Origin of the sequence: Novosphingobium sp. APW14 (assembly GCF_032337075.1) — a bacterium.
Taxonomy (GTDB): domain Bacteria; phylum Pseudomonadota; class Alphaproteobacteria; order Sphingomonadales; family Sphingomonadaceae; genus Novosphingobium.
The window spans coordinates 164,579-179,191 of record NZ_JAVYAB010000002.1; the positions used below are offsets into that span (position 1 = coordinate 164,579).

Below are 14,613 nucleotides of genomic sequence, written 5' to 3' on the forward strand. Positions count from 1 at the left end.
TCAGCCGAACAGAACGAGCGAGAGTTTGCGGCGCGTTGCGGCAACCCACGGGTCTTCCAGACCGACAGCCTCAAAGATCTGCAACAGCTTGGCCCTGGCAGCTCCTTCGTTCCATTCGCGGTCAGCGGCGATCATGGCGAGTAAAGTCTCTGCCGCGCTATCGCGTTCCCCGGCAGCAAAGGCAGCCGTGGCATAGGCCAGCTGGCCTTCCGGATTATCCGGCGTTGCCGCACTGTGCAGCGCGGCGAGTTCGTTATCCGCGGGGCGGTCCTTGGCCAGGTCAAGCGCGGCGCGGGCACGGGCAATATCCGTGTCCTTGGCAAGCGCTTCGGGCAGTTCGGCCAGCACGGCCTCTGCCTCGGCAAGGTGTCCGGCGGCAACTAAGGCGCGCAGCAGGCCACCCTGGGCAGCAGCACTGTCGGGCGCCAGTTCGGTGATCTGCATAAAGATGCTGGCGGCGCGTTCCGCATCGCCGCTAGTCAGGGCGTCCTCACCCATTGCCAGCAGTGGGCTGATGTCCTGGGCCGGCGCAGCGCCGCCCGGCTGGACCGGCAGCTTCGCCAGCAATTGGTCAAGGATGCCCTTCAGCTGCGATTCGCTGCGGGCGTTGGTAAGGTCGGCCACCGGCTGGCCCTGAAACATGGCATAGACCGTGGGGATCGAGCGGACCTGGAACTGCCCGGCAATGAACTGTTCCTCATCCACGTTGACCTTGGCCAGGATCACGCCCTTGTCGGCATATTCGGCCGCAACCTTCTCCAGCACCGGGGTCAGCGCCTTGCACGGCCCGCACCATTCGGCCCAGAAATCGAGGATGACGAGACTGCTCATCGACGGTTCGACCACGTCCTTGCGGAACCGGTCGACCGCCTTCTGTTCGTCGAGGCTCAGGCCAATGCTTGCCAAGGGACAACTCCAACTGGATTTTTGATTGGCCCCCAATGTGGGCTTTCGGGGCCATTTGTGAAGTCACAAAGCGCCTGTTTCACATTCTGCGCATTTTCTCCTTGGCAAGGGAGAAGGCCGATGCTAACCGCGCGCCTCTCCCCGGCCCCTGCCGAACCGGCAAGCGGGCTTTGGACGTTCAGAGCGGGCGTAGCTCAGGGGTAGAGCACAACCTTGCCAAGGTTGGGGTCGAGGGTTCGAATCCCTTCGCCCGCTCCAGAACCTTCTCTCTCAAAGCGTTGATCAAGCATGGCCTTCGGGCTGCAGCTTGCTATGGTCGCGCCATGGCCGGATTGCTCTTTGCCTTGATTGCCACCCTGCTGGCCGGGATCGGTGCGCGGGATCAGGTGCTGGTTGCGCAGCTGTCGCAGCGCCAGGGCGCGCGGCCGGGGCTGTTGCTGGTTGCCATCGGCAGCGGCTGCGTCGCCGCCACGCTGGCCGCCTGGGGCGGCGCGCAGGTTGCCGATTTGCTCGGCAGCAACGCCCGCCGCTTCCTGGTCGCCCTGGCGCTGGGAATGGCCGCGCTGGAGCTGCTGGTACTAAAGCGCCGGGCTGCGCCTGCTGAACCCACCCATTCGCTTGGCGCCTTTGCGATTGTTATCTTTGCCGCGCAGTTGAGCGATGCTGCCCGATTTCTGATCTTTGCCCTCACCGCGCTGACCAGTGCCCCCTGGCCGACGGCACTGGGTGGCGCAGTCGGGGCCGCTGTGGTTGTTGCCACGGGCTGGGCAAATCCCGGGATGGCGCACGAGTCCTGGCTGGCAGCGGCGCGTCGGGGCCTGGGTATCGTCTTGCTGCTGATCGCCCTGGGCATTGCGACCAGTGTGATCGGCGCGCGTTAAGGCGGCGGCAAACCGTAACCGGTGAATTATCGCTCGCCCGGAAAACTGGCGATGCTATGCGCGAAACCATGACTTCGCCGCACATTGTCCCCGCCGCCACGGATGGCCAGATCGCCGACTGGCTGTTCGAACACCTCTCCGCCACGCTCGCCGCCACCGACGGCACTATCGCGATTACCGTGCCGGGCGGCTCGACACCGTTCCCGATCCTGGCCGAACTGGCCCAGCGGTCGCTCGACTGGAGCCGGATTGCGGTTTGGCCCGGTGATGACCGAATCGTTCCCGAGGACCATCCTGCCAGCAATGTCGGCCGGATCCGCGCGCTGCTGGAGCCGGCGGGAGCACAGGTTATTGCCCTGACAGAGGAGGCGAAGCCGCCGCACTTCGCGGTCGCCTGGTTGGGCATGGGCGGCGATGGGCATATCGCCAGCCTGTTCCCCAATACCGATCCCCAAGCAGACGATCCGCTCACCCTGCGGCGATTAACGCCCGATCCGTTGCCGCCCGAAGCACCGTTTGACCGACTCAGCCTGACCATTCCCGCCCTGCTCGATTCGGATCAGGTGATCTTCGTGATCCGGGGAGCAGACAAGGTTGCACTGTTCCAGGCGGCCTTGCGCGGTGAACACGACTTGCCGGTCGCCCGCTTGCTTAAGGTCGCGCACCAGCCGGTAACATGCTTCGCCTGATTCCCAGGCCGCTGCACCGGGTGCTGCTGATCCAGGCGCACCGGGTGCGGCTGGTCTGGTGGCGGATCAGGAAGCCGCTGCTGCTGGGTTGCCGGGTGCTGGCCTTTGATGGTGAAGGGCGCGTGCTGCTGGTGCGGCATTCCTATGGCAGCGGGCGCTGGCTGCTGCCCGGGGGCGGGATCGCCAAAGGTGAAGCACCCTTGCAGGCCGCCTTGCGCGAACTGGCCGAGGAAACCGCCTGCGCGCTGGAAGACCCGCGTGAGATTGCAGTGATTGAAGAGCCGCTGGCCGGCACCACGAACCGCGTCCACATCATCACCGGCCGCGCCCGCGGCGTGCCACATGGCGACGGGCGAGAGATTGTGGCGGCGCAATTTTTTGCGCTGGATGACTTGCCAGACAACCTGGCGCAGCAATTGCAGCGGCACCTTGCGGAATGGGTCAGAACAGCGAAAGCTGGCTGACTGACCGGGCCGGGGCCGGGTTTTCCGGCTCGTCTTCGACCAATTGCGACAGGGTCAGGCCCATCAGCCGGACCGGTTGGGGCAGGGGCAGAAGTTCTTCCAGCAGCGCATGGCCGATTTCGGCAAACTGGTTCCTGTCCTGCACTGGCTGCGTCAGCGAGCGGGCCCGCGTCAGCCCGGTGAAGTCCTTGAGCTTCAGCTTCAGCGTCACGGTCCGGCCCTGGGCCTTGCTGCGCTCGATCCGGTCCCAGCACAGGCCGACAATCCGCTCCAGTTGTTCCCGCAGGGCCGCGCCGGAGGATATGTCATGATCAAAGGTGCGTTCTGCCCCCACCGACTTGCGCGCTCGGTCGGCCTTGACCTGGCGCAGGTCGATCCCCCGAGCGGCGCGATAGAGATGTTCCGCCTGGCTGCCGAAATGTTCGCGCAGAAAATGAATGTCCTTGGCGGCAAGGTCGGCCCCGGTTTCGATCCCCAGCTGCTCCATCTTCTCGGCGCCGCGCGGGCCGATCCCGTGGAAACGCCGGATTGGCATGGCGGCAATGAAGGCCGCGCCTTCGCCGGGCCGGACCACGCAGATCCCGTCGGGCTTGTTCTGGTCGCTCGCCAGCTTGGCGATAAACTTGTTGTAGGACACCCCGGCGCTGGCGGTCAGGCCGGTTTCGGCCTTGATCCGCTCGCGGATCAGCTCGGCGATGCGGGTGGCTGAGCCGATGCCTTTCACATCGGCAGTGACGTCCAGATAGGCCTCATCGAGCGAGAGCGGCTCAACCAGCGGGGTATAGTCGCAGAAGATGTCGCGGATCTGATGCGAGACAGCCGTATAGACCGGAAAGCGGGGCCGTACGAAGATCAGCTGCGGACACAGCCGCTTGGCCGTGATCGACGGCATGGCTGATCGGCAGCCGAATTTGCGGGCTTCGTAGGAGCAGGTGGTAAGCACTCCGCGCGGTCCGTCGCCGCCCACGGCGACAGGTTTGCCGCGGAGAGAAGGGTCGTCGCGCTGTTCGACACTGGCGTAAAAGGCATCCATGTCGACATGGATGATCTTGCGCAGCCCAAGTCCAGGCGCATCGTCAGGATCAGTCTCGTCGACGGGATCGGCCATGCTCTGTGCCTTACCCATGCGAATTCAGTCTGGCCAGCGCAGGCGGAACAGGCCAATGGCACTGCCATGCCTGCCGTGAATCCTCCAGCCCCCGGCGCACGCCTGGGTGAGCGCGAATTTGTCGCGCTGATGGCTATGATCATGGCGCTGCAGGCCTTGTGTATCGATTCCATGCTGCCGGCGCTGGGTATCATGGCCGAGGACCTCGGCGTGCGCGATCCGAACCAGCGGCAATTGATCGTAGGGGTCTATCTTATTGCCGCCGGCATAGGGGCCCTGTTTCCGGGAGCTTTGGCGGATCGTTTCGGACGCCGCCCTGTCCTGTTTGTAAGCCTGGCAGCCTATGTCGCGCTCTCACTGGCCTGCGCGCTCGTGTCTGACTTCACCACCATGTTGGTGCTGCGGGCGCTCCAGGCGGTAACCAGCGCGGGTCTGTCGGTGCTGCCCAATGCGATTATTCGCGATCGATTCTCCGGGGATCGGATGGCCCGGGCGCAATCGACCGTGGCTGTGATCTTCATGATCGTGCCGATGGCCGCGCCCAGCTTTGGCCAGGCCGTGCTGGCTGTGGCGAGCTGGCGCTGGATCTTCGGCGGGATGGCCTTGCTGGGACTGGCGGTTTGGCTGTGGGCCTGGATCCGCCTGCCCGAGACGCTGGATCCAGATAACCGCCAATCCATCGCGCCGCGTGCGATCGCACGGAACATGCTGATGGCAGCAAGCAACCGCGCCGCGATGGGTTATGTCATCGGGGCATCGCTGCTGGTTGCGGGCCTGTTCGGCTATATCAATTCTGCCCAGCAATTGGTGGCCGAACACTTCGGTGCCGGTTCAAGCTTTCCGCTGATCTTTGCGCTCATGGCGGGCGGCATGGCCGTTGCCAATTTCTCTAACGCGCGCATCGTCGAACGGTTTGGCGCGCGCCGGGTTTCACACACGGCACTACTGGTCTTTATCCTCGTCAGCGCGCTCCAGGTCTGGCTGTCGCATCAGGCGCAACAGACCTTATGGTCATTTGTGCTCGTAATGGGCCTCAACATGTGTCTGATGGGCTTTCTTGGCGCAAATTTTGGCTCGATCGCGTTGCAGCCTTTCGCCCGCATTGCCGGCGCGGCCAGTTCGTTCCAGATGTTTGTGCGGATGGCGCTTGCAGCCAGCCTGGGCGCCTTGATTGGCCAAGCTTACGACGGCACAGCCCGGCCACTGGCCTGGTCCTTGCTGGCGGGCGGCATGGCGGCGCTTTGCCTGGTACTCTATAGCGAGGAAGGCCGGCTGTTCCGGCGCCTTACCCCGCCGGGGGCGGTGCGACCTGTCCCGAACCCAGATGTGCGATAGGATGACAATGCAGTTTGATGTAGCGGTAATCGGCGGCGGGGTGAACGGCACAGGGATCGCCCGCGATGCCGCCGGGCGCGGAGCAAAGGTGTTGCTGCTTGAGGCAGGCGACCTTGCACAGGGCACCTCCTCTGCCTCGACCAAGCTGGTCCATGGTGGCTTACGCTATCTCGAGCATTATGAATTCGCCCTTGTTCGCGAGGCGCTGACCGAGCGCGAGGCGCTGTGGGGCATTGCTCCCCACATCATCCATCCGCTGCGTTTCGTCCTGCCGCACGTGCGGGGCCTGCGCCCGCGCTGGCTGCTGCGACTGGGTCTGTTTCTCTATGACCATATCGGCGGACGAAAGCACTTGCCGGCAACGCGCTCGATCGATCTGCATCGCCACCCCGCCGGTGCGCCGCTAAAGGCGGAGTTCGGCCCCGCGTTTGAGTATTCGGATGGCTGGGTGGACGATGCCCGGCTGGTCGTGCTCAACGCGCTTGATGCCGCAGCCCACGGGGCACAAGTCTGCCCGCGCACCCCGCTTACGGCAGCGCATCGGATTGATGGCGGCTGGGAGCTTGAAACCCCGGCGGGCAAGTTTACCGCCCGGGCACTGATCAATGCAGCCGGCCCGGCCGTGCTGCAGGTTGATGGCCTGGTTGGGGAGACGCCCGAATACGGCATGCGGCTGGTGCGCGGCTCGCACATCGTGGTGCGCAAGCTGTTTGACCATCCCTATGCCTATTTCTTCCAGTTGGCGGACGGACGGATCTTCTTCGCCATTCCCTATGAGCGCGACTTCACCCTGATCGGCACCACCGACCGGGATCACACGGCTGGCGAACCGATCGTCGCCAGTGCCGAAGAGATTGCCTATCTCTGCGAAGGGACGAACGGCTACTTCAAGACCGCGATCACCCCGGCGGATGTCATCTGGACCTATTCGGGCGTGCGGCCGCTGGTCGATGATGGATCAGGCAAGCCTGAGGCGGCAACCCGCGGTTACCGCCTCGACCTGTCCGACAAGGATGCAGGCGCCCCTTTGCTCAGCGTTTATGGCGGTAAGATCACCACCTATCGCCACCTTGCCGAGGAAGCGGTCGATATGATGGCCGGGCGCGTTCCGGCGCTGTCGGGCAAGGCCTGGACCCGCAGCAAGCCGCTACCCGGCGGTGATTTTCCACTGGATGGGCTTGATGCGCTTAAGGCCACTCTAGCTGCCCGCTACCCCTTCCTCGATGCCGGCACGGTTGACCGTATCGCCCGCGCCTATGGCACCCGCGCCGAGCGGTGGCTGAACGGCGCAGAAGGCTGGCAGGCGCTGGGCAAGAGCTTCGGCGCCGGGCTTACCGCCGCCGAAGTCGATTTCCTTCGCAGCGAGGAATGGGCGGAGAGTGCCGAGGACATCCTCTGGCGCCGGACCAAGCTGGGATTGCGGCTGAGCGCGGCTGAGCAAAAGGAACTGGCGGACTATCTCCGCTCTTGATCCGCAGCCAACCGCCGCCAGGCCAGCTCCGCGAATTCGCACAACAAGGGGCGGGTATCGCGCGGGTCGATGATATCCTCGACATTGAAGCGTTCGGCGCTGCGGAAGGGTGAAGTGACCTTGGCCAGCCGTGCCCGGATCGCTTCGAGTTCCGCTGCCGGATCCGCGGCGGCCTCGATCTCGCTTTTATAGGCCACTTCAAGCCCACCTGCGATCGGCAGCGATCCCCAGTCGCCCGAAGGCCAGCAATAGCGATACTGGTAGGTATCGGCGTTCGACATTGCGCTCCCGGCAATGCCATAGGCGCGGCGCATGACGATCGAGGCCAGCGGCACGGTCGCCTTGTAGATCGCGTTCATCGCCTGGACGCCATAACGGATCGTTCCGGCGATCTCTGCCTCCCGCCCGATCATGAAGCCTGGGTTATCGACCAGGTGGACGATTGGCAGGCGGAACTGGTCAGCCAGCTTGACGAAGCGTTCGACTTTTTCGCTGGTCTTGGCATCCCACGATCCGCCCAGGAAGCTGGGATCGCTGGCCAGCACCATGACCGGCCAGCCATCAAGCCGTGCCAGCGCGGTGATCGCGGCGCGTCCCCACATCCGGCCGATCTCGAACACGGTGCCCTTATCGAACATCAGGTCCATCGCCCGCCGCATCGAATAGACTTCCTTATCCCCGCGCGGGACGAGGCTGAGCAGCGCTTCCTCGCGCCGCGCGGGCGGATCGCCGCTCTCCAGGCGCCGTGCCGGCTGGCCGACATATTCGGGCATGAAGGACAGGAAATGGCGCGCCCGGGCAAAGGCTTCAGCTTCACTGGTGACTTCATCGTCGACCACGCCATTGCGGGTGTGGATCGAACTGCCGCCCAGTGCCTCCTTGGCCTGTTCGTGGTTGGCGGAACCTTCATCTTTCCAGGCTGTGCCCATGGCATCGACTACGGCCGGACCGGCAGCGAATATCTGGCTGAGCCCGCGGACCATCACCGAATAGTGGCTGGCAGCGATCCGTGCTGCACCCAGGCCTGCAGTCGGCCCCAGTGCCAGCGCGACCACGGGCACGGCATCAAGATTTTTCACCACCTCGCCCCACATGTGGACCGCGGGGATATAGGTTGCGCCGATCATCTCCAGCGTTTTGACCGAGCCGCCGCCGCCGGTGCCGTCGATCATCCGGATGATCGGCAACTTAAGCTCGCGAGCCATTTTTTCGGCCTGCTCCATCTTGCGGCCGATCCCGGCATCCGCCGCGCCGCCGCGGATGGTGAAATCATCGGCCGTGGCAACGACCGGGCGGCCATTGATCGTGGCCTTGCCGAACAGGAACGGGGCGGGCAGCACGCCGGTCAGATTGCCACCGGCATCATAGGCTCCCTTGCCGGCGATCTTGCCGATCTCTCGGAACGAGCCGGGATCAACCAGTGCCGCCAACCGCGCCCGGGCGTCCATCTTGCCGCGGCCATGCTGCCGCGCAACCTTGTCCGGCCCGCCCATTTGTTCGGCCAGCGCCTCGCGGGCGCGCAGCTCTTCCAGTTCCTTGGCCCAGCTCATCAGGTTGTGCCTCTCCTCGGCCGCTTAACGGGCCTTATTTGCGTCCCATCGCTAAGGCTTGTGGCCGGGCGCTGCAATGCCCCTTGCGCTTGCCCCCGCCCGACACTAGAGCGACGCGCAAACCTTCTACCTACATTTCCCACGGGGCACGATTGATGGACGACCGTTTCAACACCATCGCCGGTTGGACGCTGTTTTCGGGCGTTGTTGCGCTTGGTCTCGCTTCGGTGAGCAGCCACTACTTCCGCGCGACCAAGGAAAACCGCCCTGAAAAGATGGGCTATGAGATCGAAGGCGTTGTGCAGGAAGGCGAAGGCGGCGCTGCTGCCGTGCCGCTGGAAACCCTGCTTGCCAGCGCCGATGCCGCCAAGGGCGAAGCCACTTTCAAGAAGTGCGCATCGTGCCACACGATCAATGCTGGTGGCGCCAATGGCATTGGCCCGAATCTCCATGCGGTTCTCGGCGAAGCAGTGGCAGTAGGCCGCGGCGGGTTCGCCTTCTCGGATGCGCTGAAGTCGCACGGCGGCAAGTGGGATTGGGCGACGATGGACGCCTGGCTCAAGAACCCCAAGGCCTTTGCCGCTGGCACCAAGATGAGCTTCGCGGGAATCGGCGATGCGGCTGAGCGTGCCAACCTGCTGGTCTACCTGAACACCCAGGGTTCGAACCTGCCGCTGCCGGCTGCTCCGGCTGCTCCGGCTGCCGATGCGGCTGCTGCTCCGGCGGAAGGCGCCGCTGCTGCTCCGGCTGCGGAACCCGCCAAGAAGTAATCCGCCAGTTAGCCTGGCTGGAAGAGGGCGGCGGTCGCAAGACCTGCCGCCCTTTTTCTATTCCTTGAAACCCTGCGCGATGACGTACCATTCCGACGAGTCCTTGCGGCTCGCCGGGGGTTTGGCGTGCTTTACCGTCGTGAAATGACGTTTGAGCAGGGCCAGCAGTTCGGTGTCGGTCCCGCCGGCCAGCACCTTGGCCACGAAGGCACCGCCAGGCGCGAGGTTCTCGATCGCGAAGTGTGCCGCCGTCTCGACCAGGCCCATCGTCCTGAGGTGGTCGGTCGCCTTGTGGCCAACCGTATTGGCGGCCATGTCCGAAATCACCAGGTCGGGCGCGCCGCCCAGGGCTTCGATCAGCAGGCCGGGCGCGGCATCATCCATGAAGTCCATCTGGAACAGGGTTACGCCTTCCAGCGGCTCGGTTGGCAGCAGGTCGATGCCAACCACGGCTGCCTTTGGGGCATGCTTGCGCACCACCTGGCTCCAGCCGCCCGGCGCCACGCCCAGGTCGACCACGCGCTTGGCCGCCTTGAGCAGGGCATATTTCTCGTCGAGCTCGATCAGCTTGAAGGCCGCGCGGCTGCGCCAGCCGGCTTCCTTGGCCGCCTTGACGTAAGGATCGTTAAGCTGGCGGGTCAGCCAGCGGGTCGAGCTGGCGGTCCTGCCCTTGCCAGTCTTGAGCCGTTCACCGGCGGGGCGGCCTGAACGGCTCATCGCGATAGTCCTTCACGTTTGCTGCGGCGCATGGCGGAACGGGTGCGCTCGGCCATGCCCTCGGAAGCCATCAGGCTGCGCAGAATGCCTTCCCGAATGCCGCGATCTGCCACGCCTAGCCGATCAGCCGGCCAGAGGTCGAGGATCGTTTCCAGAATGGCGCAGCCAGCCACGACCAGATCAGCCCGTTCCCGGCCGATGCAGGCCAGTTCGCGCCGCGACGGGATTGGCATGGCCGATAGCCGCTCGGAAATTCCGCGCATCGCAGCGGCTGGAACGATCAGGCCGTCGACAGCGCGGCGATCGTACTGCGGCAGTTCAAGGTGCAGGCTGGCCAAGGTTGTGACTGTACCGCTGGTGCCAAGCAGCCGCAGTGGACGGTCAGGGTCGCGCTGTTCCAGAGTTGGTTGAAGTCGCGCGGTGAATGGGGCCAGGCTCTCGCGCACACGGCGGCGCATGTCGGCATAGCGCGCAGCGCGACCATCGGCATCGAGCGGCTCGGCTCCGCAGGTTTCGGTCAGCGAGACCACGCCCCACGGCACGCTCATCCAGTCGACAATCCGGGGCAGCGGCGCACCGTTCTGTTCGACCAGGACCAGTTCGGTCGAACCGCCGCCTATATCAAAGATGATGGCGGGCCCATCGCCCTGTTCAAGCAGGATGTGACAGCCCAGGACGGCCAGCCGCGCTTCTTCTTTGGCGCTGATGATATCGAGCGCAATCCCGGTCTCCCGGCGGACGCGTTCGATGAATTCGGGACCGTTCTCTGCACGACGACAAGCCTCGGTCGCTACCGAGCGGGCCAAGTGGACGCGGCGGCGCTTGAGTTTTTCGGCGCAGACTTGCAGCGCCCCCAGGGCGCGGTCCATCGCCGCATCGCTGAGCCGGCCAGAGCCGGCCAGCCCTTCGCCCAGCCGGACAACGCGGCTGAAGGCATCGACCACGACGAAGTTCTCCCCCTGCGGGCGGGCTATCAATAGACGGCAGTTGTTGGTGCCAAGGTCAATCGCGGCAAAGCTCTGCCGTTGGTAAAGTGCCGGATCGCGCCCGCCGCCTTGCGGGTCGATTCGTCCGGGTCGGCCGTCCGACCGGCGGGATGGCTTGGTGGGCGCGGTATCGGCAGGGCTGGGCGCGTTGCGCTGGTCCTGTCCGGGTTCGAACCCCTGTCCTGCCTCCTCGCGCATGGCCGGCGGAAACTTTTCCGCCATAACAATCACACTCTTATCATTATCCCGCCTGAGCGGCGGGTACCTGAAGCCATGCTAGCGGCAGGCGACCGCAAGGGCAAGTGCAGCGGCTTGACGCGAGCGCATCGTCCGCCTAGAGGACCGCCCTCGTTGCCCGATCCTCTAATGGTAAGAGAGCGGACTCTGACTCCGTCAATCAAGGTTCGAATCCTTGTCGGGCATCCAATACTTTCGCTGAACCAGACGGCCCGTGCTCTACAATCGAGCGGCGGGCCGAGCTGTTTTGGGGGTTGGCAAATGCCTCGCTGCAAAGGACAAAGGCATTATGACAGAACCGACCGACAAGCGACTCAGCCGCCGCCGCTTCTACAAAGCTGAACAGGAAGCCTCTTTCGTCGAATCGCACCTGGCGGCAACGCCGCAGACTCGCAGTCCTGCCTATAAGCTGGCCTTCCGCGACACCGATTTCCTGCTGCGCGAGGAACTGCGCCCGGTCCGCTTCCAGCTGGAACTGCTGAAGTGCGAGATGATGCTTGATGAAGCGGGGATCGGCTCGACGCTGGTCTGCTATGGTTCGGCCCGCATCCCCGCGCCCGAAGAGGCCGAGGCGGCTTTGAAAACTGCAACCACGCCTGAACGAAAGGCAGTTGTTGAACGGCTGGTCGCCAAATCGAAGTATTACGACGAAGCGCGCAAGCTGGGCCGGATCGCCGGCGAATGCGGGATCGTTGAAAAGGGCATGCGCCAGTTCGTGGTCTGCTCTGGTGGCGGGCCGTCGATCATGGAGGCGGCCAATCGCGGTGCGGTGGATGTCGGCGCTGAAACGATCGGCCTCAACATCGTCTTGCCGCACGAGCAAGCCCCCAACCAGTATGTCACCCCCGAACTGGCCTTCCAGTTCCACTACTTTGCCCTGCGCAAGATGCACTTCCTGCTGCGCGCGCGTGCGGTCGCGGTTTTCCCTGGCGGGTTTGGCACGCTTGACGAATTCATGGAGCTCCTGACACTAATCCAGACCGGCAAGATGAAGCCGATCCCGATCCTGCTGTTCGGCGCAGAGTTCTGGAACAAGGTCATCAACTTCCAGGCCCTGGCCGAGGAAGGCGTGATCAATCATGAGGATCTCAAGCTCTTCCAGTGGGTGGAAACAGCCGAAGAAGCCTGGGCCAAGATCGCGGAGTTCTACGAACTCGACTGAACGGCCTGATGACCGAGTGGGCCGCTGCCGGCACCGAAACCGGGGGCAGCGCCAAGCGCAGCGCGAACGAAGGCACGGCCCTGTTCGATTGCCGTCACAAGATCCAGTCCTGCACCCAGGCCGGTAGCAATGGCGCTCGACAGCGTGCAGCCGGTGCCGTGGGTGTGGCGGGTCATGATCCGCGGGGCTGACCAGGCCAGTGGTTCTGCGCCTGGCATGACCAGCACGTCTTCCACCACCGGTCCATCGGCATCACCACCTTTGGCAAGATAGGCCACGCCGCGCGAGGCCATGCCGGTTGGTCCGCCGAGAGCCTGCAACTCGGGCACGTTTGGTGTGGTCAGGGTGGCGATCCGCATCAGCCGCTCGAACCCGGCGATCGTTGCAGGGTCGGCCAGGACGGAGCCGCTGGTGGCGATCATCACCGGATCGAAAACGATGGGCGCGCTCAGCCGCTCCAGTCGCTCGGCCACCACGGCGGCGATCTCGGGCGAGCCCAGCATTCCAATCTTCACGGCATCAACGCCAATATCGCTGACGCAGGCATCGATCTGCGCCACCACCATCGCAGGGGAAAGTGCCTCTACCATAGTGACGCCAAGCGTATTTTGCGCCGTAACCGCAGTAATTGCAGTCATGGCATAGCCTCCAAGCACGGTGATCGTCTTGATGTCAGCCTGGATCCCGGCGCCACCAGACGAATCCGAGCCGGCAATCGACAGAATGCGTGGAGGGGTCACCCTTTGAACTTCCGTTCGGTGCTGGGCGGATGCTTGGTGTGAAGTGTCTTTGCTCGGGTCGGGCGGTCCATCAGTTCACCGCCGCAGTTGGGGCAGCGTTCATCGAGGCTATCGGCGCATTCGGTGCAAAAAGTGCATTCGAAGCTGCAGATGAAGGCGCCGGGCAGTTCGGCTGGCAAGTCCGTTCCGCACTTCTCGCAGTCGGGGCGCATCTCAAGCACGGGCAGCCTCCTGCACGGCCGCACAAATCGCATCGACGACCTGGTCGACTTCGCCGGCATCGTCTCCTTCGGCCATGACGCGGATCACCGGTTCGGTGCCGGACGGGCGGATCACCAGGCGCCCCCGGCCGGAGAGTTGGGCTTCGGCCTCGGCAATTACGGCCCTGACGCGGGCATCGTCGAGCGGCTTGCCGCCAGCAAAGCGCACATTCTTGAGCAATTGCGGCACCGGATCGAACAGGTGCATCAGTTCGCTCGCGCGCTGCCCGCTCTTGACGAGGGCGGCGAGGACTTGGAGCGCTGCAATCGTGCCGTCTCCGGTCGTGGCATGATCGAGCATGATCATGTGGCCCGATTGCTCGCCGCCGACATTATAGCCACCGGCGCGCATTGCTTCGAGCACATAGCGGTCGCCAACCTTGGCGCGCACCAGGTTCAAGCCCTTGCTATCGAGAAACCGCTCCAGTCCCAGGTTCGACATGACAGTGGCCACAATGCCGCCGCCCCGCAGCTGACCGCGTGCCGCCAGTTGGCTGCCAATCAGGGCCATGATCTGATCGCCATCGACTGTTTGGCCCTTTTCATCGACGACGATCAACCGGTCGGCATCGCCATCCAGCGCAATGCCAATGTCGGCGCCGCTCGCGACCACGCTTTCCTTGATAAGGTCAAGGTGGGTAGAACCGCACTTGTCATTGATGTTTGTGCCATTGGGCGTGACACCAACGGCAACCACTTCAGCGCCGAGTTCCCAGATAGCCGAAGGCGCAACTTGATAGGCCGCGCCATTGGCGCAATCGACCACGATCTTCAGTCCATCCAGGCGGACATCATCGGGCAGCGAGGCTTTTACTGCGTGGATATAGCGGCCGCGGGCATCTTCAATCCGGCGGGCCCGACCAATCTGGGGGGCAGGGGCCAGGGGCAGATCTTCGGCCAGCATGGCCTCAATCGCGGCTTCGTCCGCATCAGAAAGCTTGAACCCATCGGGCCCGAACAGCTTGATGCCGTTGTCCTCGTAAGGATTGTGGCTGGCAGAGATCATCACGCCAACATCGGCGCGCAGTTCGCGGGTCAGCAGGGCAACAGCCGGGGTCGGCATCGGGCCAAGCAGGATCACGTCCATACCGACACTGGTGAAACCGGCGACCAGCGCGTTTTCCAGCATATAGCCGGAAAGCCGCGTGTCTTTGCCGATCACCACCCGGTGCTTGTGGCTGCCGCGCAGGAAGCGGGTGCCGGCGGCCTGGCCGACTTTCATTGCCGTTGCCGCAGTCATCACGCCGGCATTGGTGTGCCCGCGGATCCCGTCCGTACCGAAATAGTTGCGTCCCATCACTTACCCTGTAGCAGGCTAGGTCCTGTCAAATTGCTAT

15 protein-coding genes and 2 tRNA genes are annotated in these 14,613 nt (G+C 64.1%); 9 read left to right on the top strand and 8 right to left on the bottom strand.

From position 1 onward, the window contains the following. Positions 1 to 897: a tetratricopeptide repeat protein gene (locus tag RQP55_RS03415; RefSeq protein WP_315609001.1), complete on the bottom strand. Its 897-nt coding sequence runs from the start codon at positions 895 to 897 to the stop codon at positions 1 to 3. A 192-nt stretch (positions 898 to 1,089) separates the two neighbouring features. Between RQP55_RS03415 and RQP55_RS03420 the strand changes: the two genes are divergently transcribed. The 4 genes from RQP55_RS03420 to RQP55_RS03435 all read left to right on the top strand — a co-directional run bounded on the left by RQP55_RS03420 (position 1,090) and on the right by RQP55_RS03435 (position 2,940). Beyond that, positions 1,090 to 1,164 (top strand) — tRNA-Gly (locus RQP55_RS03420). Between the two features lie 65 nt (positions 1,165 to 1,229). After that, a complete protein-coding gene (locus tag RQP55_RS03425; RefSeq protein ID WP_315608785.1) occupies positions 1,230 to 1,787 on the top strand; it encodes a hypothetical protein in 558 nt (185 codons plus the stop codon). A 68-nt stretch (positions 1,788 to 1,855) separates the two neighbouring features. Beyond that, entirely contained in the window at positions 1,856 to 2,476 is a 621-nt protein-coding gene (locus RQP55_RS03430) for a 6-phosphogluconolactonase (protein WP_315608786.1), read from the top strand. Next, entirely contained in the window at positions 2,464 to 2,940 is a 477-nt protein-coding gene (locus RQP55_RS03435) for an NUDIX domain-containing protein (protein ID WP_315608787.1), read from the top strand. Before RQP55_RS03430 ends, RQP55_RS03435 begins: the two co-directional genes overlap by 13 nt. Here the strand turns inward: RQP55_RS03435 and dinB are convergent. After that, positions 2,918 to 4,048: a DNA polymerase IV gene (gene dinB / locus RQP55_RS03440; protein ID WP_315608788.1), complete on the bottom strand. Its 1,131-nt coding sequence runs from the start codon at positions 4,046 to 4,048 to the stop codon at positions 2,918 to 2,920. The two genes, RQP55_RS03435 and dinB, sit on opposite strands and share 23 nt — an antisense overlap. 66 nt (positions 4,049 to 4,114) lie before the next feature. On the opposite strand from dinB, the gene RQP55_RS03445 reads away from it, so the two are divergent. Together RQP55_RS03445 and RQP55_RS03450 are read left to right on the top strand one after the other, a co-directional pair. Further along, a complete protein-coding gene (locus tag RQP55_RS03445; RefSeq protein ID WP_410000257.1) occupies positions 4,115 to 5,383 on the top strand; it encodes a multidrug effflux MFS transporter in 1,269 nt (422 codons plus the stop codon). 1 nt (position 5,384) lies between these two features. Further along, the gene (locus RQP55_RS03450) at positions 5,385 to 6,854 is read left to right on the top strand and encodes a glycerol-3-phosphate dehydrogenase (RefSeq protein ID WP_315608790.1); all 1,470 of its coding nucleotides are present in this window, start codon (positions 5,385 to 5,387) and stop codon (positions 6,852 to 6,854) included. On the opposite strand, the gene RQP55_RS03455 is transcribed toward RQP55_RS03450, so the two are convergent. After that, on the bottom strand, positions 6,839 to 8,404 hold the full coding sequence (locus RQP55_RS03455; protein WP_315608791.1) for an acyl-CoA carboxylase subunit beta: 1,566 nt from the start codon (positions 8,402 to 8,404) through the stop codon (positions 6,839 to 6,841). The genes RQP55_RS03450 and RQP55_RS03455 overlap by 16 nt on opposite strands. A gap of 155 nt (positions 8,405 to 8,559) precedes the next feature. On the opposite strand from RQP55_RS03455, the gene RQP55_RS03460 reads away from it, so the two are divergent. Beyond that, the gene (locus tag RQP55_RS03460) at positions 8,560 to 9,174 is read left to right on the top strand and encodes a cytochrome c family protein (RefSeq protein WP_315608792.1); all 615 of its coding nucleotides are present in this window, start codon (positions 8,560 to 8,562) and stop codon (positions 9,172 to 9,174) included. Between the two features lie 57 nt (positions 9,175 to 9,231). Here the strand turns inward: RQP55_RS03460 and RQP55_RS03465 are convergent, their stop codons facing one another. Then, positions 9,232 to 9,891 carry an RlmE family RNA methyltransferase gene (locus RQP55_RS03465; protein ID WP_315608793.1) on the bottom strand — a complete coding sequence of 220 codons (660 nt, stop codon included), beginning with the start codon at positions 9,889 to 9,891 and terminating at the stop codon, positions 9,232 to 9,234. Beyond that, complete coding sequence (locus RQP55_RS03470; RefSeq protein WP_315608794.1) at positions 9,888 to 11,075, bottom strand: Ppx/GppA phosphatase family protein; 1,188 nt, start codon at positions 11,073 to 11,075, stop codon at positions 9,888 to 9,890. The genes RQP55_RS03465 and RQP55_RS03470 overlap by 4 nt, the downstream gene beginning before the upstream one ends. 154 nt (positions 11,076 to 11,229) lie before the next feature. Between RQP55_RS03470 and RQP55_RS03475 the strand changes: the two genes are divergently transcribed. Then, positions 11,230 to 11,303 (top strand) — tRNA-Gln (locus tag RQP55_RS03475). 100 nt (positions 11,304 to 11,403) lie between these two features. Continuing rightward, positions 11,404 to 12,276 carry a TIGR00730 family Rossman fold protein gene (locus tag RQP55_RS03480; RefSeq protein ID WP_315608795.1) on the top strand — a complete coding sequence of 291 codons (873 nt, stop codon included), beginning with the start codon at positions 11,404 to 11,406 and terminating at the stop codon, positions 12,274 to 12,276. Here the strand turns inward: RQP55_RS03480 and thiD are convergent. Genes thiD through glmM form a run of 3 tightly spaced genes read right to left on the bottom strand, consistent with a single transcriptional unit; the run spans position 12,261 to position 14,573 of the window. Beyond that, positions 12,261 to 13,016, bottom strand: a complete 756-nt coding sequence (gene thiD / locus RQP55_RS03485; RefSeq protein WP_315608796.1) for a bifunctional hydroxymethylpyrimidine kinase/phosphomethylpyrimidine kinase — start codon at positions 13,014 to 13,016, stop codon at positions 12,261 to 12,263. The genes RQP55_RS03480 and thiD overlap by 16 nt on opposite strands. After that, positions 13,013 to 13,237 carry a DUF1272 domain-containing protein gene (locus RQP55_RS03490; RefSeq protein ID WP_315608797.1) on the bottom strand — a complete coding sequence of 75 codons (225 nt, stop codon included), beginning with the start codon at positions 13,235 to 13,237 and terminating at the stop codon, positions 13,013 to 13,015. The genes thiD and RQP55_RS03490 overlap by 4 nt, the downstream gene beginning before the upstream one ends. Next, positions 13,230 to 14,573 carry a phosphoglucosamine mutase gene (gene glmM / locus RQP55_RS03495; protein ID WP_315608798.1) on the bottom strand — a complete coding sequence of 448 codons (1,344 nt, stop codon included), beginning with the start codon at positions 14,571 to 14,573 and terminating at the stop codon, positions 13,230 to 13,232. Before glmM ends, RQP55_RS03490 begins: the two co-directional genes overlap by 8 nt. Between the last annotated feature and the right edge of the window lie 40 nt (positions 14,574 to 14,613).